The organism is Escherichia sp. MAL-1 (genome assembly GCF_052948035.1).
On record NZ_CM129609.1, the window covers coordinates 3,261,098 to 3,284,278 of the forward strand.

The window sequence follows — 23,181 nt, forward strand, 5'->3', positions numbered from 1 at the left end:
CCTGATCGCACAAAGCAGTCAGGCATTTTTTTACCCTTCGTGAGAATTTCCCATCTGTTTATCTTTTAAAAAGATAACCATCAGCGACAGCCACAAAATTCCGTTGACAAGGTTGAAGAGATTAAACTGTCCGTTGCCCCCGTTCAGCCAGGCATGTTTGCTGATTTCAATACCAACGGTAAAGATCAGCATTTGCAGCATTCCCATCGCCGCAGAAACCGTACCTTTACTCATATCGCTGGCAAACAGGGTTAATCGCACCAGTCCCGCATTCGCCAGACCAATACCGAAAGCATAAATACTTAACCCGGCAGTCATCCATAAATACGCGTGCGATGAGATAACCGTTGCCGCAGCAGCGACCAACAGACCAATCATAATCGGCCAGCCGCCCATAATTATCAGCGAACGTACGGTGCGGCGCGAGGTCAGACGCGCTAACAGCAAGTTACCCGCAATTAACGCCCCGAAAATAGGCACTTGCAGCAAGCCATATTCATAGCTGCTCAACTGCTCGCCGGTAATGATGATAATCGGCGACTGGGCGATCCACGCCAGCAATGGCAGGCTAACGAATCCCAGCGCCAGCGCCCCCGCCACAAAGCGGCCGTTCTTCAGCACCAGCTTATAGTCACGACCGAGTTCTTTCAGTGACAGTTTCTCGCCTATACGCGTGGCGGTTTCAGGCATGGCTCGTTGCAGACCGAAAAAGGAGATCGCTGCCAATGCGGCAAACAAAACAAACATCCCCTCCCAGGGCAGCACATGGATCCACGCCGCGCCCACCAGCGGACCAAGTAGCGGAGCAATCAGCGCCACGTTCGCCATCAGCGCGGTGATCTTGATACAAACCGCCTCTTCGAAGGATTCCTGAATTGCGGCGTATCCCACAGCGCCAATGAAACAGAGGCTTATGCCCTGCAAGAAGCGCAACAGGGTGAATTGTTCAATGTTTTGCGCCAGCAATATTGCCAGACAGGTGACGATAAACCACACCACTCCCGCCAGCATCACCGGACGGCGACCAATACGATCCGACAGCGGCCCCAGCAGCCATTGTAAAAACATCCCGCCCGCCAGATACGCGGTCATCGAAGTAGGAACCCAATCAATGCCCGCCTGATATTGTTCCACCACGGCCAACATACCGGGTTGAATCATATCGTTGCCGATATAGGTTGAAAATTCGTAAAGCACCAGACAGAGAGGGAAAAGTAACGCCTGACGTCCAAGCCTGGCACCGGAAGCTAATTTATTTTGCATGCAATTTCTTCGCCAATAATAATCGCGCAGAGTTTAATAAAAGCGCAGCTAACGAGAAAGCGAATTTTGTAGCTGAAACCACGGTTAAGCACATTCTTACATTATTGCGAGTATAGCTACGCTTTCTTTAAGTTTTATTTAACCTATGCCCGTTACAATCACCCACCGTAAACAGGCCGCTTGAGGGAAATAAGACGATGCCGCTTTACCCAGTTTAACCTGCACTTTATTCTCAACGACTTGCCTGTATTGGCTCCCTTTTAATCACTTTGCGTCGGGAAGTTATGCTGGAAAATTTGAATCTCTCTCTATTCTCTCTTATTAACGCGACGCCAGACTCGGCTCCGTGGATGATCTCGTTGGCGATTTTTATTGCTAAAGATTTGATTACCGTGGTGCCGTTGCTGGCCGTGGTACTTTGGTTGTGGGGGCTTACAGCACAACGGCAACTGGTGATAAAAATCGCTATCGCGCTGGCGGTCAGCCTGTTTGTGTCCTGGACGATGGGACATCTTTTTCCGCACGACCGACCCTTTGTCGAAAATATCGGCTATAACTTCCTGCATCATGCGGCGGATGACTCATTCCCAAGCGATCACGGTACGGTGATTTTCACCTTTGCACTGGCATTTTTATGCTGGCATCGCCTGTGGTCCGGCTCACTTTTAATGGTGCTGGCCGTCGTCATTGCCTGGTCGCGCGTTTATCTTGGCGTCCACTGGCCGCTGGATATGCTCGGTGGATTGCTGGCAGGTATGATTGGCTGCCTTAGTGCCCAGATTATCTGGCAAGCGATGGGGCATAAACTCTATCAACGTCTGCAATCGTGGTATCGCGTCTGTTTTGCATTACCGATCCGCAAAGGCTGGGTGCGTGACTGATCTCTGCTAAAAAGTGTAGTATTGAGCGGCTCGCTTCAATAACTATTCAGAGGGATTATGGAAACACGTCGCGAAGAGCGTATCGGGCAGCTGCTGCAAGAATTAAAACGCAGCGATAAGTTACATCTTAAAGACGCCGCCGCCCTGCTTGGGGTTTCGGAGATGACGATTCGTCGCGATCTGAACAACCACAGTGCGCCCGTCGTTTTGCTCGGCGGCTATATTGTTCTGGAACCGCGCAGTGCCAGCCATTACCTGTTAAGCGATCAAAAATCCCGCCTGGTGGAAGAAAAACGCCGGGCGGCAAAACTGGCTGCGACGCTGGTAGAACCCGATCAGACCCTCTTTTTTGACTGTGGCACCACCACGCCGTGGATTATTGAAGCGATTGATAATGAAATCCCTTTTACCGCCGTTTGTTATTCGCTAAATACCTTTCTGGCGCTGAAAGAGAAACCCCATTGCCGCGCGTTTCTTTGCGGTGGTGAATTTCACGCCAGCAACGCCATTTTCAAACCCATCGATTTTCAGCAAACGCTGAATAATTTTTGCCCGGATATCGCTTTTTATTCTGCGGCGGGCGTGCATGTCAGTAAAGGCGCTACCTGTTTTAATCTTGAAGAGTTGCCGGTAAAACACTGGGCCATGTCGATGGCGCAAAAGCATGTGCTGGTTGTCGACCACAGTAAATTTGGCAAGGTGCGTCCGGCGCGCATGGGTGACCTGAAACGCTTTGATATTGTGGTGAGCGATTGTTGCCCGGAAGATGAGTATGTGAAGTACGCGCAGACGCAGCGCATTAAGTTGATGTATTAATGACGTATAACCGGATGACGTTTCGCGCCATCCGGTTATCAGAAGATTAAGAGAACCAGCTGCCGAACCACTGATGGAATTTCATCATCACGAAATCCCACACCCGACCAAAGAATCCGCCCTCTTCCACATTTTCCATCACGATCAGCGGACGCTGCTCAATGGATTTACCGTTAAGCTGGAAATCAATGGTCCCGACAACCTGACCTTTTTTCAGCGGTGCGGTAAGCTGCGGTTCCGTTAACGTATAACTCGCTTTCAGGTTTTTCAGCTGCCCACGCGGTATGGTCACGGAGCCCGCTTCGCCTGCCCCGAGATTCACTTCGCTCTTATCACCAAACCAGACGCGCTGAGTCACAAAGGTGGCATCAGGTTTAATTGGCGTCACAGTTTCAAAGAAGCGGAAACCCCAGGTCAATAATTTCTCAGACTCATTAAAACGGATACGGTCGGTTTTCGCCCCCAGCACTACGGAGATTAAACGCATATCGCCCTGGGTAGCCGAAGCAACCAGATTATATCCCGCGCCTGCCGTGGTTCCTGTCTTCATGCCATCAACATTCAGATTGCTGCTCCACAGCAGACGGTTACGGTTAGGCTGACGAATTTTGTTGAAGGTGAACTCTTTCTCTTTATGAATGGCGTACTCTTCCGGCACATCGTGGATCAATGCTTTGCCCAGCAATGCCATATCGCGCGCGGTACTGAACTGCCCCGGCGCATCCAGACCGTGCACCGTCTGGAAGGTAGTGTTGGTCAGACCCAGTTTTTTGGCATAACCATTCATCAAACCAATAAATGACTCCTGGCTCCCGGCAACGTAATCGGCCAGCGCAATACAGGCGTCATTACCGGACTGGATAATCACACCTTTGTTCAAGTCTGCCACCGAAACCTGATCGCCCGGTTTGAGGAACATTACCGATGAACCACGCAGTGCCGGATTTCCCGTCGCCCAGGCATCTTTACCGACCGTCACCATATCGGTGAGTTTAATCTTATCGGCCTTAAGCGCCTGCCCAACCACATAGCTGGTCATGATTTTAGTCAGGCTCGCGGGATCCAGTTTCTCATCCGCGTTGCCTTCTGCCAGCACTTTACCGCTGGCGTAATCCATTAAAATCCATGCACGCGCATCCACGCTCGGCGCTTCAACGGTTTGTTCCGCCGCGAATGCCGTTGGGGCAAAAAGGAATAAAAATGCAGAACCCGCTGCAAGACCACGAAGGAGAGAGGAGTATTGCGTCATAAATGCCACCCGAGTATCCATTCAAAAAAAATACGTTATATCGCCGTATGATAAGTTCGGTGATTAATAACGCACACACAAACTTAAAGAAACCGTAAGTTGGTAAAGTTTTTAAAGTTTATGCAATATCCTGCCGCTTCGCTGCTTCTGGTGTCATTTTTTTGCCAGCTGTTGCTTAAAAGTTAACTTTACTTCACCATCGGAGTCCTGTTCAGCCTGTGGCTGCCTGTCGGAAAAGGGGTGAGTATGATTACGCTGTGGGGTCGGAATAATTCAACTAACGTAAAAAAAGTATTGCTGACGCTCGAAGAACTGGAACTACCTTATGAGCAAATTCTCGCGGGCCGTGAGTTTGGGATAAATCACGATGCTGATTTTCTGGCGATGAACCCTAACGGGCTGGTGCCGTTGTTGCGTGACGACGAAAGTGATCTCATTCTTTGGGAATCAAACGCCATTGTCCGCTATCTGGCGGCACAGTACGGGCAAAAACGCCTGTGGATCGACTCACCGGCACGTCGTGCGGAAGCGGAAAAATGGATGGACTGGGCAAACCAGACGCTCAGTAATGCTCATCGCGGGATCCTGATGGGATTAGTCAGAACACCATCGGAAGAGCGCGATCAGGCCGCCATTGATGCCAGTTGCAAAGAGTGCGACGCCCTGTTTGCCCTGCTCGATGCGGAACTGGCAAAAGTAAAATGGTTCTCTGGCGACGAGTTTGGTGTGGGCGATATCGCTATCGCACCGTTCATCTACAATTTGTTTAACGTTGGCCTGACCTGGACACCGCGTCCAAATCTGCAACGCTGGTATCAGCAACTCACTGAACGCCCCGCAGTGCGCAAAGTGGTGATGATTCCCGTTAGCTAATTGCGTGGGCTAACTTTAAGTAATTCCCCACTGGACTCGTCGGTGAGAACGTATAAATAACCGTCGGGTCCAGTGCGAACATCACGAATTCGCTGCCCTCTGTCCGTTAAAATACGGCCATCTTCTGTCACTTTGTCGCCGTTGACGCTCATCACAATGACATCTTTATCTTTCAGCGCGCCAATAAATAATTTTTGCTGCCACTGGGGGAATTTATCGCTGTTATAGAAGGCCATGCCGCTCACAGCGGGCGAATCTTTCCAGTAAAAAACAGGTTGCTCGGTCCCGGCGACGATCTCCCCTTTCGCTTCCGGTATCTTAAAGCCTGAATAGTTGATTCCCCAGGTTGCCAGCGGCCAGCCGTAGTTTTTGCCTTTTTGCGGGATATTAATTTCATCACCACCGCGCGGGCCATGTTCATTCAGCCACAGTGCATTACTCCACGGATTCATCGCCATTCCTTGCGGATTACGAATGCCATAAGACCAGATCTCGGCGCGCGCACCGGATTCCTTTATAAAAGGATTATCATCCGGGATTTCGCCCTGGTCGGTCAGACGCACCAGTTTGCCCTGTAATTTATCCAGATCCTGCGCCGTCGGGCGCTGATTGTTTTCGCCCAGAGCAATAAAAAGATAACCTTTACCGTCGAATACCAGCCGCCCGCCAAAATGGTTGCCGGTTGACAGTTTTGGCATCTGGCGAAAGACGGTGCGGAAGTCGGTCACTTTTGAGAGATCATCACTTAAGCGGCCATAACCCACAGCAGTTCCGGCTTTGCCATCATCGCCAACTTCGGAATAACTTAACCAGATGCGGCGAGACTGAGCAAAATCAGGCGCTAAAACCACGTCCAGCAGGCCGCCCTGCCCGTGCGCCCAAACGTCCGGAACTCCGGAAAGCGGCGCAGATAATCCTTTTCCTGCTTGCCAGTGACGCAACTCGCCGCCGCGCAGAGTGATTAACATACCGTGATTATCGGGTAAAAAGGCCAGTGCCCAGGGATGGTCGAGTTTGTCTTGCAGTACTTCGACATTTACCGTTGCAGGAGCCGCCCAGAGAGCGGAAGAAAGACAAATAAGGGGCACAAGGAAAAAGGATTGTCGATGCATAACGCCTCCGGATTGACTCTGGCTTAAAGCGTAGTCAGTGGAGGAGATAACAAATTCATTTTTACAAAAACTTAAACATGAAGGGGGAGACGCTTTCTCCCCCTTAGTTTTCAGGCCTTCTCAAGCATGGCGTGCTTCTGCAGGCTCTGGATACTCAGCGTTAAGCTCATCAGACAATTTTCAAGCTTATCGGCGTTGACGGTAATAACAGTCGGGCAATCATGGTGCCCACTCATCAAACATACTGCGGCTGTCGCTAATGCTTCTTCAGCATGATGAAGAGCACTCCACTCTTCCTGATCCAGATGAAGATTCAACCGCAGCGATTTATCGTGCAGTTCGCGATTCAGTTTAAAAAAGTTATCTCGTAGATGATTGCTTTCGCTGACGGACATGTATCCTTTTGCCTTCCTCAGTTGCACGTATGCGGCGAGGTCAACGCGTGCGTCGATCAACCGGTTCAGCAGATCGATTCGCTGTCTGTCAACGAACATACTTCGATCCTCCTCTTCCCAGCCTTGTTGCAATTAAATAGTATGGCTATTTTTTGAGCAAAATGCTGTCCAGGATCAATTCTTCACGCCGAATTAACAAAATTTACATTTCCTTCGCCTCCGCCAGCGAATGAGATTGCGATACAAATTTTATCCAGAACTCTGTAGAATCCCTGCCCTGACCTTTCCTGTAACTGAATATTTTTTAAGCTATGAGCAAAGTAACTCCCCAGCCGAAAATCGGCTTTGTTTCCCTTGGCTGTCCGAAAAACCTTGTTGATTCAGAGCGTATTCTCACCGAACTCCGCACTGAAGGTTATGACGTGGTACCGAGCTATGACGATGCGGACATGGTGATCGTCAACACCTGCGGCTTTATTGACAGCGCGGTACAAGAATCACTGGAAGCCATTGGTGAAGCGTTGAATGAAAACGGCAAGGTTATTGTGACCGGTTGTCTGGGGGCAAAAGAAGATCAGATCCGCGAAGTCCACCCGAAAGTGCTGGAAATCACCGGGCCTCATAGCTATGAGCAGGTTCTGGAGCACGTTCATCACTACGTGCCAAAACCGAAACACAACCCATTCCTGAGCCTGGTGCCAGAACAAGGTGTGAAACTGACGCCGCGTCATTATGCCTATCTGAAAATTTCTGAAGGCTGTAATCACCGCTGCACCTTCTGCATTATTCCGTCTATGCGCGGCGACCTGGTGAGCCGTCCGATTGGCGAAGTGTTAAGTGAAGCGAAACGTCTGGTAGATGCGGGCGTTAAAGAGATTCTGGTGATCTCGCAGGATACTTCCGCCTATGGCGTTGATGTTAAACATCGTACTGGCTTCCACAACGGCGAGCCGGTAAAAACCAGCATGGTCAGCCTGTGCGAACAGTTATCGAAACTGGGGATCTGGACACGTCTGCACTACGTTTACCCTTATCCGCATGTGGACGACGTCATCCCACTGATGGCAGAAGGCAAAATCCTGCCGTATCTGGACATTCCGTTGCAGCACGCCAGCCCGCGCATTCTCAAACTGATGAAGCGTCCGGGTTCTGTAGATCGCCAACTGGCGCGCATCAAACAGTGGCGCGAAATCTGCCCGGAACTGACCCTACGCTCAACCTTTATTGTCGGCTTCCCTGGCGAGACAGAAGAAGATTTCCAGATGCTACTCGACTTCCTGAAAGAAGCGCGTCTGGATCGCGTTGGCTGCTTTAAATACAGCCCGGTTGAAGGTGCAGACGCCAATGCCCTGCCTGACCAGGTTCCGGAAGAAGTTAAAGAAGAACGCTGGAACCGTTTCATGCAGCTGCAGCAGCAGATTTCCGCCGAGCGCCTGCAAGAGAAAGTGGGCCGTGAAATTCTGGTGATTATCGACGAAGTGGACGAAGAAGGCGCGATTGGTCGCAGCATGGCAGATGCACCGGAAATCGACGGCGCGGTTTATCTCAATGGTGAAACCAACGTTAAGCCGGGTGATATCCTGCGTGTGAAAGTCGAGCACGCCGATGAGTACGATTTGTGGGGTAGCCGGGTTTAATTAATCTAAAGGCAGATCTAACAAGGATATTGTTCGTCGATCTGCCTCTACTACCCTTCCCGATGTCCTACCCTTACGCACAAAATCCCCTGACGCATAAATCGAGAAAAATGAATCGTACTCGAGGCAACTCTCACTTTTTCACACCAAATTAAAGTTTTGATCGCAATTACTTGAAATAAGCGTAATGGTTACTATAGTAAACATTACCACAAGGATGGATGTATGGGTGTGTATAAGGCAAGGCGATTCAGCCAAAGCACGAAAAAACTTGGTATTCACGATAAAGTTCTCATGGCTGCCGCTGAAGAAGTGATGCAAGGCATATGGGAGGCTGATTTAGGTAGCGGTGTCATCAAAAAACGGTTACCCCTCCAACAAGGAAAGAGTGGTGGAGCCAGAACAATTATCTTTTTTAAATCAGCAAATCATGTGTTTTTTTATGATGGTTGGTCCAAGAGTGGTCTAAGCAGTAAAGGAACCAAAGAAATCGAAGATGATGAACTGGCAGCCTACAAAAAAATGGCAAATGCATTTCTGGCCTTTAGCAATAAGCAAATAGAGGATTTGATCGAAACTGGCTTCTTGATTGAGGTGAAAAATGAGCGATAAATTACAAATGATGCTGGAAGATGCAAAGGAACTGAATGCATTGGGCCTGATGTCTGATAGTGAGGTTGATGCCATTGCCGTCATGGTCAAAGCCCGTGAAGTCAGCGCCCGTATAGCCAAAGTCAAATCAATGACGGGTGAAGAGATCAAAGCCATCCGCACCCGATACGGCATGTCACAATCCGTGCTGGCACATACAATGGGAATGTCAAAAGAAAGTGTCTCGAAATGGGAACGTAATGAAATAAAACCGAGCGGCCCGGCACTACGTATTTTGAATACATTGGCAATAAAAGGGCCGGAAGTTTTTGCAAAGTAAAATGTTTGCAAATGATTTACCACATTCATTAGTACCCCTTGATTCAGGGGTACTAACACTATTCTAATTCTACTGCCAGCTAATCTGAGCCCTGCCGTTTTTCTTACTCTTATACAGTCGCTCATCCGCCAGCATTTTCAAGCGTTCGACGGTAGTACATTCATTTGAATGCGCTACACCGATACTGGTGCTTAAATTAATGCTTCCCACCTGGAAATGAACGATTTCTTTTAGTATCGATAGCAACTCTTCCAGCGTGCCGCCAGTATAAATCACCGCAAATTCGTCACCGCCGAAGCGGTAGACTTTACCTTTATCTACCGGGATCTGTGATTTAAGGATTTTCACCACTTTCATCAACACTTCATCGCCCAGCAAATGACCGAAGGTGTCGTTAATATTTTTGAATTTATCGACGTCAAACAGGCACAAATAACCGCCTTTTTCCGGCAGCGCTTTTAAATCTTCGTCAAAGGATTTTCTGCCCATTGCTTTGGTCAGGTCGTCCAGGAACGCCGAGTTATACATACTGTAGAGTTTTTTGACATCGGCAGCCGAAAAGAAAAGCCCGCCATCCAGTACGCGTTCAAAATGGTTATTAATAATGGCTTCTTTCTCCACAATACCACGATTAATCACTCTGCGTACCAGATAGAGGCAACTGGCACCCGATATCACTGCCACCAATGCGGCAAAGAAAATGATCAATGTACAAACCCGCAAATAAACATCTTTTTTATACGCAAATACGTACAATCCGGTCGGCAAATAGGCAAAGTGCTCCATCGCTTCCGAAACGGTGAAAATGGTGTTTTTAGCATTAAATTCATCACCGGTCACCGGTTTACCGTTCTTAAACAGAGAGAACATCAGGTTCTCGCTATCCATCGCCAGAGATTTTGACAGTAAAGAAAAACGCTCCAGACCAAGCAAAAATATCAGACTACGATTGTGAGTTACCGGATAGAGGTAATAGACGAAGGTTTTACCGTCAAAAGAGATAAACCCTGTATTTTTGACATGTCGATACTTCACAACCTGCATAATATCTGCACAATAATTTTTCTCGAACTCCTTTACCTGAATACATTCGTCGGTAATGACTCTAACTTATTGATAGTGTTTTATGTTCAGATAATGCCCGATGACTTTGTCATGCAGCTCCACCGATTTTGAGAACGACAGCGACTTCCGTCCCAGCCGTGCCAGGTGCTGCCTCAGATTCAGGTTATGCCGCTCAATTCGCTGCGTATATCGCTTGCTGATTACGTGCAGCTTTCCCTTCAGGCGGGATTCATACAGCGGCCAGCCATCCGTCATCCATATCACCACGTCAAAGGGTGATAGCAGGCTCATAAGACGCCCCAGCGTCGCCATAGTGCGTTCACCGAATACGTGCGCAACAACCGTCTTCCGGAGCCTGTCATACGCGTAAAACAGCCAGCGCTGGCGCGATTTAGCCCCGACATAGCCCCACTGTTCGTCCATTTCCGCGCAGACGATGACGTCACTGCCCGGCTGTATGCGCGAGGTTACCGACTGCGGCCTGAGTTTTTTAAGTGACGTAAAATCGTGTTGAGGCCAACGCCCATAATGCGGGCTGTTGCCCGGCATCCAACGCCATTCATGGCCATATCAATGATTTTCTGGTGCGTACCGGGTTGAGAAGCGGTGTAAGTGAACTGCAGTTGCCATGTTTTACGGCAGTGAGAGCAGAGATAGCGCTGATGTCCGGCGGTGCTTTTGCCGTTACGCACCACCCCGTCAGTAGCTGAACAGGAGGGACAGCTGATAGAAACAGAAGCCACTGGAGCACCTCAAAAACACCATCATACACTAAATCAGTAAGTTGGCAGCATCACCCATTCGTCACTGGAAATCAGATAAGGACCGACATCGTACAAGTAAGAGGGTGAAACCGAGTCAGCGTAAGCTGTGCGTAAGCCAACCAACAGCTGTTCCTCCGTGGGATTTAGCGTGTTGATAAGATCAATTGCCACGCTACGCCGATATTCAGCAATATTTGCCACCGCAAAAGCAGTATCAATAACGGACTGTTTCAGGCCATACACCCGTTCCTTTACCATTTGAGTGTAGATCCCGCAGGCAACTGCTGAAATCATGATAAAAATCAGCAGACTGACTGTAAGTACGAACTTATTGATTCTGGACATACGTAAACTACTCTTTTACTAATTTTCCACTTTTATCCCAGGCGGAGAATGGCATGGGTTTCTGGTACAGATACCCCTGAGCCTGAACACATCCTAATTTGATTAATTCGCGCGCAACGTCTTCGCTCTCTACGCCTTCCGCAATCACCGGGATCCGGTTATAGCGTGCCAGGTCGAAAATAATGCGCACAATTTTTCCCGCAGTACCGAAAATATCGCCGGTAAATTGCGAGTCCACCTTTATGCTATCTGGATTAATTTCATAAAAACGTTTCAGGTTTGACAAACCGGTGCCAAAGTCATCAATCGATATCCGTACCCCTTGTTTACGCAGTTGTTCAATATTGAGATAAAAATGTTCATTAATTCGCTCGATCACGGTTTCAGTGATCTCAACACAGAGGCTGTTCGCCTTCAGGCCATTTTCTTTCATGATGGTGGTAAAACGCTCATGAAAGTGCGGTTCGTTTAACTGCCATGGCGAAATATTAATATGCAGTAAGAAATCATCCTTCAGCGACGCACGCTGACTAAAATGTCTGAATTCACCCATTGCCGTTTTAATAATCTGATAACCCAGCTCATTGATAAACCCGATATCTTCAGCAATGGTAATGAACTTCAGCGGTGAAATGATCCCCCGCTCCGCAGACACCCAACGGCACAACGCCTCCGCGCCCAGAATGGCGCGGGTGTTAATATCAACGATCGGTTGATAGACCAGGAATAGTTCGCCAATTTCCATTGCATGGCGAATATTACGCGCAATCCAGATATTCTCTTCTATTTCGTTGAGTTTCGCGTCATCACAGAAAATAAACTCTGAGAACATATGGTCACGGATACTGGAAATCGCCAGTTTCAGTTTTTCTGCGTAACTCCAGGCGTTTTCCCCCTGCAAAGGTTCACAAATGGCAGACTTATGGATGCGCAGATTACGGTAGCCAAAGCTGCTGTCAAAATCGTTTACCATCGCTATTTTACGGGTAAATGTCTGTACATTTTCCCGGCACAGAAGTAAATAGAGATCGGCATTGAATGTCACGATATCGCAGCATTGCGCATATTTTTCGGCAATTCGCTGACACAATTTCCTGACGATTTTATTGCGTTCATCAACACCAAACACCGCTTCCACGGCTTCCAGACCACACAGTTTGATGATCCCCACAGCCAGATACTGATTATTGTTGGACTCAATAATCGCCATATTTTTAATAAAACCGCTTTCCTGATCGTAAGAGATCAGTGAGAGCAATTTATTTGACCGTTCAATTTCGGCATCTTTCATTTCCGCGATCGAATTTTTAATGCTGATAATCTCTTTCGCATCGCCTTCGCGAATTTTCAGAGCCTCGATTTGATCCGTTGAGTCGGGCAAAAATGCCAGCGTATTAACCAGCTCTGTCATTTCAGAAAATTGCCGACGGAACACACGAGTGGTCATTAAATAAACCACCAGCAATACGATAATAATGAACGCAAACGGCAGATAAAAAAGTTTATCTGAGGCGTTCAATAAATTACCGCCAGGATAATAAAAATAGATTTCGAACAATGCATTATTTGGCACTGCTGATGTCTGGTGATCCTGCCAACTTACTGATTTAGTGTATGATGGTGTTTTTGAGGTGCTCCAGTGGCTTCTGTTTCTATCAGCTGTCCCTCCTGCTCAGCTACTGACGGGGTGGTGCGTAACGGCAAAAGCACCGCCGGACATCAGCGCTATCTCTGCTCTCACTGCCGTAAAACATGGCAACTGCAGTTCACTTACACCGTTTCTCAACCCGGTACGCACCAGAAAATCATTGATATGGCCATGAATGGCGTTGGATGCCGGGCAACAGCCCGCATTATGGGCGTTGGCCTCAACACGATTTTACGTCACTTAAAAAACTCAGGCCGCAGTCGGTAACCTCGCGCATACAGCCGGGCAGTGACGTCATCGTCTGCGCGGAAATGGACGAACAGTGGGGCTATGTCGGGGCTAAATCGCGCCAGCGCTGGCTGTTTTACGCGTATGACAGGCTCCGGAAGACGGTTGTTGCGCACGTATTCGGTGAACGCACTATGGCGACGCTGGGGCGTCTTATGAGCCTGCTGTCACCCTTTGACGTGGTGATATGGATGACGGATGGCTGGCCGCTGTATGAATCCCGCCTGAAGGGAAAGCTGCACGTAATCAGCAAGCGATATACGCAGCGAATTGAGCGGCATAACCTGAATCTGAGGCAGCACCTGGCACGGCTGGGACGGAAGTCGCTGTCGTTCTCAAAATCGGTGGAGCTGCATGACAAAGTCATCGGGCATTATCTGAACATAAAACACTATCAATAAGTTGGAGTCATTACCAAAGCGGCTATCGGCACGTTTTACCGCGCGTTCCGATACCAGTTGATAGTTAATGATGAAAAAAAGACCAATAAATGACAGTGCTGCCAATAAAAATAAAATTATCAGCCTTATCTTTATCTTTTCGTATAAACTCAGCATGTTAATACATTTAACAAAATAACTGTCTGAACGCTGTGCCGCTGCAAAAATAGTCCCTTGCTGCGGCTTTTTAACCAAATTACCCGATTCTACAAAATCAGCAGAAAGTTACAACACTTGCTTAGGGCAATAATTTCCTGTGAGGTGATTACCCTTTCAAGCAATATTCAAACGTAACTATCCTTTAATTTTCGGATCCAGCGCATCGCGTAAACCATCGCCCAACAAATTGAACGCCAGTACGGTCAGAAAAATAGCCAGGGCCGGAAAAATAGCGACATGCGGCGCGATAACCATATCCGCTCGTGCCTCATTGAGCATTGCTCCCCACTCTGGTGTCGGCGGTTGAGCACCGAGGCCGAGAAATGACAGGCTGGCGGCAGAGATAATCGAGGTGCCAATGCGCATGGTGAAAAACACCACGATAGACGAGACGGTCCCAGGCAAGATATGACGCAATAAAATGGTCATATCGCTGGCACCAATACTGCGTGCTGACTCAATAAAGGTTTGCTGTTTCAACACCAGCGTGTTGCCGCGCACCAGTCGGGCAAACGCGGGGATGGAAAAAATGGCGACTGCGATAATCACGTTAGCAATGCCGCTTCCCAACACCGCAACAACAGCGATCGCCAGTAAAATACCCGGGAAGGCAAACAGCACATCGCAAATGCGCATGATCAGCCGATCCCACCAGCCTTCATAATATCCAGCCAGCAAGCCCAGCAACGTCCCGATCGCCGCACCGATAAACACGGCAAACACGCCCGCCGCCAGCGAGATTTGCGCACCAACCAGGACACGGCTGAAAATGTCACGCCCCAGTGAATCGACGCCAAACCAGTGCTGCAAAGAAGGTCCGTTATTCAGATTGTCATAATCAAAATAATTTTCGGCGTCATAGGGAGCGATCCAGCGTGCAAAAATAGCCATCACAATCAATAAAATAACGAACAATGCGGCGGTCATCGCCATATGCTGACGGCGAAATCGTCGCCAGAATTCATGCCACGGTGTACGTACCTGGTCAGGTTTGACCAGTGGCATGGCGTTTAACACCGCCTGACGTCGCCAGTTAAATAGTCGCATCCTTACTTGTACCTGATAGCCGGGTTAATGGCGGCGTAAAGCATATCCACCACTAAGTTGATAAGAATAAATTCCAGCGAGAAAAGCAGAATTTCCGCCTGAATCACCGGGTAATCGCGCATTTCTACGGAGTCAACGAGTAAGCGTCCAAGTCCGGGCCAGTTGAAAACTTTCTCCACCACGATAGAACCACCGAGCAAAAAGCCAAACTGTAAGCCCATCATGGTCACTACCGGGATCATCGCGTTGCGTAGCCCGTGTTTGAGGACAACCCAGGTTTCGCTCACCCCTTTCGCCCTCGCGGTACGCATATAATCTTCGCTTAAAACGTCGACAAACGACGCGCGGGTAAAGCGCGCCATCACGGCGGCCACTGCCGCGCCGAGCGTCAGGGAGGGTAAAATGTAGTGCTGCCAACTGTCTGCTCCCACGGTAGGCAGCCAGCCCAGTTCAACGGAGAATACCTGAATTAAAAGCATCCCCAGAGCAAATGCCGGAAACGAGATCCCCGACACCGCAATGGTCATACTCAATCGATCCGGCCAACGATTACGCCAGACGGCGGCGATAATTCCCGCCGCCATACCAAATATCACCGCCCAGACCATACTGGTTATGGTCAGCCACAGCGTTGGCATAAAGCGGCTGGCAATCTCATCGGCAACCGGACGACGCGACACCATCGACAGGCCAAAATCCCCCTGCACAGCATTGCTGATATAGTGCCAGAACTGGTGATACAGCGGCTGATCCAACCCCAGCTGCTGACGCACCAGTTCTATAACCTGCGCATCAGCTTCGGGCCCGGCAATCAATCGCGCCGGATCGCCGGGCAGCATATGCACAAATAAAAACACCAGCACCGAGACGATAAACAGCGTTGGAATCAACCCCAGTAAGCGTTTGATAACGTAATTAAGCATTCCACTCCCTGCGTTGCTTATTGCAAATCCGCGTCTTCAAAGCTGAAGCCGGTGTCTGGCATGATCCAAAAACCGGTCAGGTTTTTACTGTGTGCCGACACCAGTTTTTCTACCACCAGCGGGATCCACGGCGATTCTTGCCAGATGATATCCTGCGCCGCCTTATATAAGCGGGTCTTTTCCACCGGATCATTCGTTTTCAGTGCCTGATCCAGGAAGTCATCCACCTGTTTATTGCTGTAAAACGCGGTATTAAACAGCGTCGGTGGCCAGTTTTGCGATGCAAACAGCGGCGATAGTGCCCAGTCAGCTTCGCCGGTTGAAGCCGACCAGCCAGTGTAGAACATCCGCACGCCGCTCTCTTTTTGCCCTTTACCTTCAACTTCTGCCGCCCGCTGTCCGGCATCCATCGCAGTCACCTGGGCTTTAATCCCGACCTGCGCTAACTGCTGCTGGGTAAATTGCAGCACTTTCTGCGCGGTGCTGTGGTTATGTGACGACCACAGCGTGGTACTGAAACCGTTGGGATATCCCGCCTCTTTCAGTAATTCGCGCGCTTTCACTGGATCGTAAGGCCACGGTTTATAACTTTGCGCGTAGGCGATACTCGGCGGTACCACACCAGTAGCTGGCGTTGCATAGCCCGCGAAGGCTACTTTCACCAGCGCCGGGCGGTTAATGGCGTAATTCAGCGCCTCACGGACCTTCGGGTTATCGAACGGTTTTTGCGTCACGTTCATACTGATATAACGCTGCATAATTGACGGACTGGCCATCAACTCGATATTTTTGTTTTTCTCCAGCAGTGCGGCCTGCTCGTAAGGAATGGGGAAAGCAAACTGCGCTTCACCGGTTTGCAGCATTGCCGCGCGGGTGTTGTTATCCGCCACCGGACGCCAGGTTATGCTGTCCAGTTTGGGCAATCCTGGCTGCCAGTAACCCGCGAATTTTTTCACCTTCACAAAATCGGTCTGATTCCAGGTATCCAGTTCATACGGTCCGGTTCCCACCGGATGAAAACCAATCTCCTTGCCATATTTTTCCAGCGCTGCCGGTGAAATCATCGCGGTCGCCGGATGGGCAAGAATATTAATAAACGCTGAAAACGGCTGTTTGAGAGTAATCTTTACCGTTGTCGGATCGATCGCCTCCGTTTTGGCAATATTCTTATACAGGTTATAGCGTTTAAGATGATTCGCCGGATCGCTGGCCCGGTCCAGATTCGCTTTTACTGCCGCTGCGTTGAAATCGGTGCCATCCTGGAATTTAATGCCTTCCCGCAATTTCACGGTGTATGTAAGGCCGTCATCGGAAACGGTATAACTCTCCGCCAGCACGTTTTTCAGTTTCATCTCGTTATCCAGACCAAACAGCCCCTGGTAAAACGATTTCGCTACGGCCTGAGATAACGTGTCATTTGCGTCATACGGATCGAGCGTGGTGAAGTTCGATCCTACCGCCACCACCACATCTTTGGCAGCGAATGCACAAGATGCCATCAACGCTGTCGCAATGCCCAGCGCCACTAACCCACTACGGTGTACAGCTCTTGCCATTTTATTCTCCGCCTGAATGTTATCTACGCATGAATGCGTATTCTGATTGTGGTTGTGCGACGTAATGCCCCGGCCCGACGCATTGCAACGAGACGCCTGCCACCTCTTCGCCACGCAGATGAATATTGCTGGGAAGATCGTCCGACAGCAGTACACGCTGCGGTCGTTGTCGGGACGGTTCAGCGACCGGAACTGCCGCCAGTAATTTACGCGTATAAGGATGCTGCGGGTTTTCGAAGACCGCGCGCCGTGGGCCAATTTCAACAATTTGCCCGAGATACATCACCGCCACACGATGACTAATCCGCTCTACCACGGCCATATCGTGGGAGATAAACAGATACGCAATGCCGAAATCACGCTGGAGATCGAGCAACAAGTTGATAATCTGCCCGCGAATAGAAACATCCAGCGCCGAAACGGCTTCGTCGGCAATGATCACTTTTGGATTCAATGCCAACGCGCGAGCAATGCAGATGCGCTGGCGCTGACCGCCGGAAAACTCATGCGGGTAACGCCAGGCATGTTCAGGTAACAGGCCCACGCGCTCCAGCAACCACGCAACGCGTGCAGCCGCGTCTTTACCTGGCAATAAACCGTGTACGCGCAGCGGTTCGATAATCGAATCACCGATGGTCTGACGTGGGTCCAGCGAAGCGTAAGGGTCCTGAAAAATAAACTGAATATCCCGGCGTAATGCCTGAAGTTTGCCGGGTGACAAGGTATCGATTCGCTGACCGTTAAAGATAATTTCGCCGCCCTGCGATTCGACCAGGCGCAGCAACGCCCGCCCGGTAGTGGATTTACCGCTGCCAGACTCGCCCACCAGCGATAGCGTTTCGCCAGGCCAGAGATCAAAACTGACTTTCTCAACGGCATGCACTTCCCGCGTTACGCGATTCAACAAACCGCTGCGCAAAGGGAAACGGGTGACAAGATTACGCACCCGTAAAACAGGTTCGCCATCCACCACCGTTTTCTGCTCGATGGGGGGTTCCTGTTTCGCTGGATGTTCAAGCGATATCAATGGGAAACGTCGGGGATAATCTAACCCTTTCATCGCACCAAGTTGCGGAACAGCAGCTAACAGCGCACGGGTGTAAGGATGTTGCGGTGCATGAAAAATCTGTTCGACGGTACCCGTTTCCACCGCCTCGCCCTGATACATCACCAGTACCCGATCGGCAATCTCTGCCACCACGCCCATATCGTGAGTGATAAAGATAACGCCCATCGACATCTCTTTTTGCAATACTTTGATTAATTGCAGGATCTGCGCCTGAATAGTGACATCCAGCGCGGTGGTTGGCTCATCGGCAATCAGCACCGCCGGGCGGCATGACAGCGCCATCGCAATCATCACTCGCTGGCGCATCCCGCCAGAGAGTTGATGCGGATAACGTGAAAGAATGGTTTGTGCCTCCGGAATGCGTACCTGATCCAGCATCCGCTTCGCCTCGACCATCGCTTCTTCACGACTGGCGTTCTGATGCAGACGAATTGATTCGGCAATCTGTTCACCCACAGTAAATACTGGGTTCAGCGATGTCATCGGCTCCTGAAATATCATCGCCATATCCGCACCGCGCACATGGCGCATTTGTGCAGCGCTCTGCTCGCTAAGTTCAATCACTTCACGACTGCGCCGCCGCAACAGCATTTTATCGCACTGTACTAAACCGCCCGCCTGTTCCAACAGACGCATCAATGCCAGCGCAGTCACTGACTTACCGGAGCCGGATTCGCCAACAATGGCCAGCGTCTCACCGCGTTGAAGGCTAAAAGAGAGATTGCGGACCGCAGCTATTTTCTGCTGGTCCTGCATAAAGGCAATTTTCAGATTTTCAACCGCCAGCACATCACCGGCATCAAGTTCATCACTGTGTGGCAACGGTGTCCCCTTTTTCACGGTAGATACCGGTGGTTGGCGTATCGCCTGCGTAGCCCCAGGCGCGATACATTCCTTCGGTGTTAAACGGTAGCGCGACATTCCCTTCATGGTCGATAGCGATTAAGCCACCGCTACCGCCAAGCGCAGGGAGTTTTTCCATTACTACCCGCTCGCAGGCTTCCGCGAGACTTAATCCGCCGTAATCCATTAACGCGGCGATGTCATATGCCGCCAGCGCGCGGATGAAGACTTCGCCCGTGCCGGTACAAGAAACCGCCACACTGGCGTTATTGGCGTAGCATCCGGCACCCACTAAGGGACTATCGCCAACTCGTCCGGGTAATTTATTGGTCATTCCGCCTGTGGACGTGGCTGCCGCCAGATTGCCGTCTAAATCCAACGCCACGGCCCCCACGGTGCCCATTTTCTGTTTTTCATCCAGTGGCGCACCGCTATGGTCGAGGACTGTTGCCCCTTCCTCGCGCGCTGCCAGTAGTTGTTCATAACGCAAAGGCGTGGAGAAAATCTCCGGTGAGACGCGCTCCATGCCATGAGCAAACGCAAAATTTTCTGCCCCTTCGCCAATCATCATCACATGCGGGCTTTGCTCCATCACCAGCCGGGCGGCAAGAACCGGATTACGCAGATGACTAACGCCCGCCACCGCACCGGCTTTCAGGGTGTTACCATCCATCACACTGGCGTCCAGTTCATGGGTTTCATCACGCGTAAAGACAGCGCCAATTCCGGCGTTAAACAGTGGACACTCTTCCAGCAGACGCACCGCTTCCGTCACCACATCCAGCGCACTTTCGCCCGCTTCCAGCATTTTCTGCCCGGTTTCAACAATGGCAGACAACGCCTCAATGTAGCGTAATTCCTGTTGCAGACTCATCTGCGCGCGGCTAATTGCACCTGCGCCACCATGAATTGCAATGACTGCTTTGCCCATAGTATTCGTCCATTAAGGGTGGCTCGCCACTTTTGCTATAAATATCAGAATTTTTATGAATTACTCATTCAATTTTTGAATATAGAAAGATGGATATGGCATGTAAAGGCAGGACCCAGCGCTACGCCCGAGGTGGCATACAGTCTGTGGCGTTTTTCTGACATAATAGGCAAATTCGATTTTGCCTCCGCAGGAGTGTTTTCATGGAATTTACCACCGGATTGATGTCGCTCGACACCGCGCTTAATGAGATGCTTTCTCGCGTCACCCCACTGACCGCCCAGGAAACGCTGCCACTGGTACAGTGTTTTGGTCGTATTCTGGCGAGCGATGTCGTTTCGCCACTGGATGTCCCGGGGTTTGATAACTCCGCTATGGACGGCTACGCGGTGCGTTTAGCCGATATTGCCTCCGGGCAACCGCTGCCCGTTGCCGGGAAATCGTTTGCCGGTCAGCCGTATCATGGTGAATGGCCTGCGGGCACCTGCATTCGTATTATGACCGGTGCGCCGGTGCCGGAAGTCTGCGAAGCGGTGGTGATGCAGGAGCAGACTGAACAAACGGACAATGGCGTGCGTTTTACTGTTGAAGTGCGTAGCGGGCAAAATATTCGCCGTCGCGGTGAAGATATCTCTGCGGGTGCGGTTGTTTTCCCGGCGGGAACTCGCCTGACTACCGCAGAGCTGCCAGTAATTGCTTCACTGGGGATTGCCGAAGTTCCGGTGATTCGTAAAGTGCGTGTAGCGCTTTTTTCTACCGGTGATGAACTCCAGTTGCCAGGCCAGCCGCTGGGCGACGGCCAAATCTACGATACCAACCGTCTCGCCGTACACCTGATGTTAGAACAGCTGGGATGCGAGGTAATCAACTTAGGGATTATCCGCGACGATCCACATGCCCTGCGCGCCGCATTTATTGAAGCCGACAGCCAGGCGGATGTGGTGATCAGTTCCGGTGGTGTTTCGGTTGGTGAGGCGGATTACACCAAAACCATTCTCGAAGAACTGGGCGAAATTGCTTTCTGGAAACTGGCGATTAAACCGGGCAAACCGTTCGCGTTTGGTAAACTCAGCAATAGCTGGTTCTGCGGCCTGCCGGGCAACCCGGTTTCAGCGACGCTGACCTTCTATCAACTGGTACAGCCTTTGCTGGCAAAACTAAGCGGTAACACCGCCAGCGGCCTGCCCGCGCGCCAGCGCGTACGCACAGCGTCCCGCCTGAAAAAAACGCCAGGACGTCTTGATTTCCAGCGCGGCGTGCTGCAACGCAACGCCGATGGCGAACTGGAAGTGACGACCACCGGACATCAGGGTTCACATATATTCAGCTCCTTTAGCCTCGGCAACTGCTTTATCGTGCTGGAACGCGATCGCGGCAATGTGGACGTGGGCGAATGGGTGGAAGTAGAACCGTTTAACGCGTTGTTCGGAGGCCGGTAATGGCGGAACTCAGCGATCAGGAGATGCTGCGCTACAACCGGCAAATCATTCTGCGCGGTTTTGATTTTGACGGTCAGGAGGCACTAAAAGATTCTCGTGTGCTGGTAGTCGGCCTCGGTGGACTCGGCTGCGCAGCCTCGCAGTATCTGGCAAGCGCCGGTGTCGGCAACCTGACGCTGCTCGACTTCGACACGGTTTCGCTCTCGAATCTGCAACGCCAGACGCTGCACAGTGATGCTACGGTCGGGCAACCGAAGGTGGAATCCGCCCGTGACGCCCTGGCGCGGATCAACCCACATATCGCGATTACGCCAGTCAATGCACTGCTGGATGACGCAGAACTTGCAGCATTGATTGCTGAACACGATCTGGTGCTCGACTGTACGGATAACGTTGCGGTACGTAATCAACTGAACGCAGGCTGTTTTGCCGCGAAGGTGCCGCTGGTTTCCGGCGCGGCAATTCGTATGGAAGGTCAAATCACGGTCTTCACTTATCAGGACGGCGAGCCTTGCTATCGCTGCCTCAGCCGTTTGTTTGGCGAGAACGCGTTAACCTGCGTAGAAGCAGGCGTGATGGCACCGTTGATCGGCGTAATTGGTTCGTTGCAGGCAATGGAAGCGATCAAACTGCTGGCAGGTTATGGCAAACCGGCCAGCGGGAAAATCGTCATGTACGATGCGATGACCTGTCAGTTTCGCGAAATGAAACTGATGCGCAATCCGGGGTGTGAGGTGTGCGGGCAGTAATTGCCACCTCCAGGCCTGATAAGACGCGGCACTCCGCCACGTCATCAGCAATTTATGAGGATGCAGAACGTCCGGTTAAATCGACGTTCTGCCAAACGCCCCCAGCCAGTCCTGCTCAAACTTCGCCACCGCGGCATCGACAGCCGGATAGCTAATCATCTGTTGTGCCACATCCAGTGGCAGAGTAATTGATTCACATCCTGCCAGTAAGCAGTCCAGCGCCTGACGCGGGGTTTTGAAACTCGCTGCCAGCACTTTCGCCTGCGGCGCATGCATTTTCAATAACTGGTGTAAGTCGGTCACAGTCTGAATGCCGCTACCGCCCTGAGCATCAATACGGTTGACGTAAGGCGCAACATATTCCGCACCTGCCAGCGCCGACAGCAGCCCTTGTGCCGCGCCATATACCGCGGTTCCCAGCGTCGTAATCCCTTCCGCTTTTAACATCTTAATCGCTGCCAGCCCCTCGGCGGTCACCGGAACTTTCACCACGATATCCGCAATAATAGAACGCAGCTTAAGCGCGTCATTAACCATCCCTTCGGCAGTGGTAGCCATTACCTGGGCAAACAGACGCCCCTGACCGCCCATCGCTTCATGAAGTTCCGGAAGCACAACATCCAGCGGTTTTTTACCCGCGGCGATAATGCTTGGGTTAGTGGTCACACCCGCCAGCGGAAAAATACGTGACAGCGCCTTCACCGCAACAACGTCTGAAGTATCCAGATACAGTTCCATAACCATCCTCAAAATGTACT

The 23,181-nt window shown here is 50.7% G+C and carries 20 protein-coding genes and 4 pseudogenes; 9 read left to right on the forward strand and 15 right to left on the reverse strand.

Translation table 11 applies throughout. The features are described 5' to 3' along the window. Nucleotides 1-30 precede the first annotated feature (30 nt). Nucleotides 31-1,263 (reverse strand): multidrug efflux MFS transporter MdfA, encoded by a 1,233-nt coding sequence (mdfA, locus tag ACU8XX_RS16295; protein WP_001180090.1) that lies wholly within the window; start codon nucleotides 1,261-1,263, stop codon nucleotides 31-33. A gap of 284 nt (nucleotides 1,264-1,547) precedes the next feature. Between mdfA and ybjG the strand changes: the two genes are divergently transcribed. Together ybjG and deoR are read left to right on the forward strand one after the other, a co-directional pair. Beyond that, nucleotides 1,548-2,144 carry an undecaprenyl-diphosphate phosphatase gene (ybjG, locus tag ACU8XX_RS16300; protein WP_001295291.1) on the forward strand — a complete coding sequence of 199 codons (597 nt, stop codon included), beginning with the start codon at nucleotides 1,548-1,550 and terminating at the stop codon, nucleotides 2,142-2,144. A gap of 57 nt (nucleotides 2,145-2,201) precedes the next feature. Next, nucleotides 2,202-2,960: a DNA-binding transcriptional repressor DeoR gene (gene deoR / locus ACU8XX_RS16305; RefSeq protein WP_000450121.1), complete on the forward strand. Its 759-nt coding sequence runs from the start codon at nucleotides 2,202-2,204 to the stop codon at nucleotides 2,958-2,960. A 46-nt stretch (nucleotides 2,961-3,006) separates the two neighbouring features. Here the strand turns inward: deoR and dacC are convergent, their stop codons facing one another. Then, nucleotides 3,007-4,209, reverse strand: a complete 1,203-nt coding sequence (gene dacC / locus ACU8XX_RS16310; protein WP_001300708.1) for a serine-type D-Ala-D-Ala carboxypeptidase — start codon at nucleotides 4,207-4,209, stop codon at nucleotides 3,007-3,009. A gap of 246 nt (nucleotides 4,210-4,455) precedes the next feature. Here dacC and gstB point away from each other — a divergent pair, with 246 nt between their 5' ends. Continuing rightward, nucleotides 4,456-5,082: a glutathione S-transferase GstB gene (gstB, locus tag ACU8XX_RS16315; RefSeq protein ID WP_016241992.1), complete on the forward strand. Its 627-nt coding sequence runs from the start codon at nucleotides 4,456-4,458 to the stop codon at nucleotides 5,080-5,082. Here the strand turns inward: gstB and yliI are convergent. Beyond that, the gene (yliI, locus tag ACU8XX_RS16320; protein WP_000555031.1) at nucleotides 5,079-6,194 is read right to left on the reverse strand and encodes an aldose sugar dehydrogenase YliI; all 1,116 of its coding nucleotides are present in this window, start codon (nucleotides 6,192-6,194) and stop codon (nucleotides 5,079-5,081) included. The genes gstB and yliI overlap by 4 nt on opposite strands. A 110-nt stretch (nucleotides 6,195-6,304) precedes the next feature. After that, nucleotides 6,305-6,688: a biofilm formation regulator BssR gene (gene bssR / locus ACU8XX_RS16325; protein ID WP_000497137.1), complete on the reverse strand. Its 384-nt coding sequence runs from the start codon at nucleotides 6,686-6,688 to the stop codon at nucleotides 6,305-6,307. 212 nt (nucleotides 6,689-6,900) lie between these two features. On the opposite strand from bssR, the gene rimO reads away from it, so the two are divergent. The 3 genes from rimO to ACU8XX_RS16340 all read left to right on the forward strand — a co-directional run bounded on the left by rimO (nucleotide 6,901) and on the right by ACU8XX_RS16340 (nucleotide 9,157). Continuing rightward, the gene (gene rimO / locus ACU8XX_RS16330; protein ID WP_000049367.1) at nucleotides 6,901-8,226 is read left to right on the forward strand and encodes a 30S ribosomal protein S12 methylthiotransferase RimO; all 1,326 of its coding nucleotides are present in this window, start codon (nucleotides 6,901-6,903) and stop codon (nucleotides 8,224-8,226) included. A gap of 225 nt (nucleotides 8,227-8,451) precedes the next feature. Continuing rightward, nucleotides 8,452-8,838 carry a type II toxin-antitoxin system RelE/ParE family toxin gene (locus ACU8XX_RS16335; protein WP_000539521.1) on the forward strand — a complete coding sequence of 129 codons (387 nt, stop codon included), beginning with the start codon at nucleotides 8,452-8,454 and terminating at the stop codon, nucleotides 8,836-8,838. Continuing rightward, entirely contained in the window at nucleotides 8,828-9,157 is a 330-nt protein-coding gene (locus tag ACU8XX_RS16340) for a helix-turn-helix domain-containing protein (RefSeq protein WP_001280945.1), read from the forward strand. Before ACU8XX_RS16335 ends, ACU8XX_RS16340 begins: the two co-directional genes overlap by 11 nt. Nucleotides 9,158-9,226: 69 nt before the next feature. On the opposite strand, the pseudogene ACU8XX_RS16345 reads toward ACU8XX_RS16340, so the two are convergent. From ACU8XX_RS16345 to ACU8XX_RS16360, 4 genes and pseudogenes are all read right to left on the reverse strand, one after another. Next, nucleotides 9,227-10,261: pseudogene (locus tag ACU8XX_RS16345) on the reverse strand (diguanylate cyclase); the annotation flags it as partial. A gap of 6 nt (nucleotides 10,262-10,267) precedes the next feature. Then, nucleotides 10,268-10,965, reverse strand: a protein-coding gene (locus ACU8XX_RS16350; protein WP_103215986.1) for an IS1-like element IS1A family transposase whose coding sequence is annotated in 2 segments (ribosomal slippage) — nucleotides 10,268-10,716 and nucleotides 10,716-10,965 — 699 coding nt in all. Because the reading frame shifts where the segments join, the coding sequence is not laid out codon by codon here. A gap of 36 nt (nucleotides 10,966-11,001) precedes the next feature. Beyond that, a pseudogene (locus tag ACU8XX_RS16355) lies at nucleotides 11,002-11,331 on the reverse strand (hypothetical protein); the annotation flags it as partial. A 7-nt stretch (nucleotides 11,332-11,338) separates the two neighbouring features. Continuing rightward, nucleotides 11,339-12,916, reverse strand: a pseudogene (locus ACU8XX_RS16360) (cyclic diguanylate phosphodiesterase); the annotation flags it as partial. A 54-nt stretch (nucleotides 12,917-12,970) separates the two neighbouring features. Here ACU8XX_RS16360 and ACU8XX_RS16365 point away from each other — a divergent pair. Then, nucleotides 12,971-13,668, forward strand: a protein-coding gene (locus ACU8XX_RS16365) for an IS1-like element IS1A family transposase (RefSeq protein WP_240765212.1) whose coding sequence is annotated in 2 segments (ribosomal slippage) — nucleotides 12,971-13,220 and nucleotides 13,220-13,668 — 699 coding nt in all. Because the reading frame shifts where the segments join, the coding sequence is not laid out codon by codon here. Between the two features lie 15 nt (nucleotides 13,669-13,683). On the opposite strand, the pseudogene ACU8XX_RS16370 reads toward ACU8XX_RS16365, so the two are convergent. From ACU8XX_RS16370 to iaaA, 6 genes and pseudogenes are all read right to left on the reverse strand, one after another. After that, a pseudogene (locus ACU8XX_RS16370) lies at nucleotides 13,684-13,830 on the reverse strand (hypothetical protein); the annotation flags it as partial. Between the two features lie 171 nt (nucleotides 13,831-14,001). Then, complete coding sequence (gene gsiD / locus ACU8XX_RS16375) at nucleotides 14,002-14,913, reverse strand: glutathione ABC transporter permease GsiD (RefSeq protein ID WP_052915802.1); 912 nt, start codon at nucleotides 14,911-14,913, stop codon at nucleotides 14,002-14,004. A gap of 2 nt (nucleotides 14,914-14,915) precedes the next feature. Further along, nucleotides 14,916-15,836: a glutathione ABC transporter permease GsiC gene (gsiC, locus tag ACU8XX_RS16380; protein WP_240765214.1), complete on the reverse strand. Its 921-nt coding sequence runs from the start codon at nucleotides 15,834-15,836 to the stop codon at nucleotides 14,916-14,918. A gap of 17 nt (nucleotides 15,837-15,853) precedes the next feature. Next, entirely contained in the window at nucleotides 15,854-17,392 is a 1,539-nt protein-coding gene (gsiB, locus tag ACU8XX_RS16385; RefSeq protein ID WP_032173922.1) for a glutathione ABC transporter substrate-binding protein GsiB, read from the reverse strand. A gap of 19 nt (nucleotides 17,393-17,411) precedes the next feature. Next, on the reverse strand, nucleotides 17,412-19,283 hold the full coding sequence (gene gsiA, locus ACU8XX_RS16390; protein WP_012135848.1) for a glutathione ABC transporter ATP-binding protein GsiA: 1,872 nt from the start codon (nucleotides 19,281-19,283) through the stop codon (nucleotides 17,412-17,414). Continuing rightward, the gene (iaaA, locus tag ACU8XX_RS16395) at nucleotides 19,270-20,235 is read right to left on the reverse strand and encodes a beta-aspartyl-peptidase (protein WP_000513788.1); all 966 of its coding nucleotides are present in this window, start codon (nucleotides 20,233-20,235) and stop codon (nucleotides 19,270-19,272) included. The genes gsiA and iaaA overlap by 14 nt, the downstream gene beginning before the upstream one ends. A 203-nt stretch (nucleotides 20,236-20,438) precedes the next feature. Here iaaA and moeA point away from each other — a divergent pair, with 203 nt between their 5' ends. Both moeA and moeB read left to right on the forward strand, forming a co-directional pair. Beyond that, nucleotides 20,439-21,674, forward strand: coding sequence for a molybdopterin molybdotransferase MoeA (gene moeA / locus ACU8XX_RS16400; RefSeq protein ID WP_000397372.1), 1,236 nt, complete (start codon nucleotides 20,439-20,441; stop codon nucleotides 21,672-21,674). Beyond that, on the forward strand, nucleotides 21,674-22,423 hold the full coding sequence (gene moeB, locus ACU8XX_RS16405; protein WP_000829242.1) for a molybdopterin-synthase adenylyltransferase MoeB: 750 nt from the start codon (nucleotides 21,674-21,676) through the stop codon (nucleotides 22,421-22,423). The genes moeA and moeB overlap by 1 nt, the downstream gene beginning before the upstream one ends. Nucleotides 22,424-22,498: 75 nt before the next feature. On the opposite strand, the gene fsa is transcribed toward moeB, so the two are convergent. Continuing rightward, complete coding sequence (gene fsa / locus ACU8XX_RS16410) at nucleotides 22,499-23,161, reverse strand: fructose-6-phosphate aldolase (RefSeq protein ID WP_001301278.1); 663 nt, start codon at nucleotides 23,159-23,161, stop codon at nucleotides 22,499-22,501. Nucleotides 23,162-23,181 lie beyond the last annotated feature (20 nt).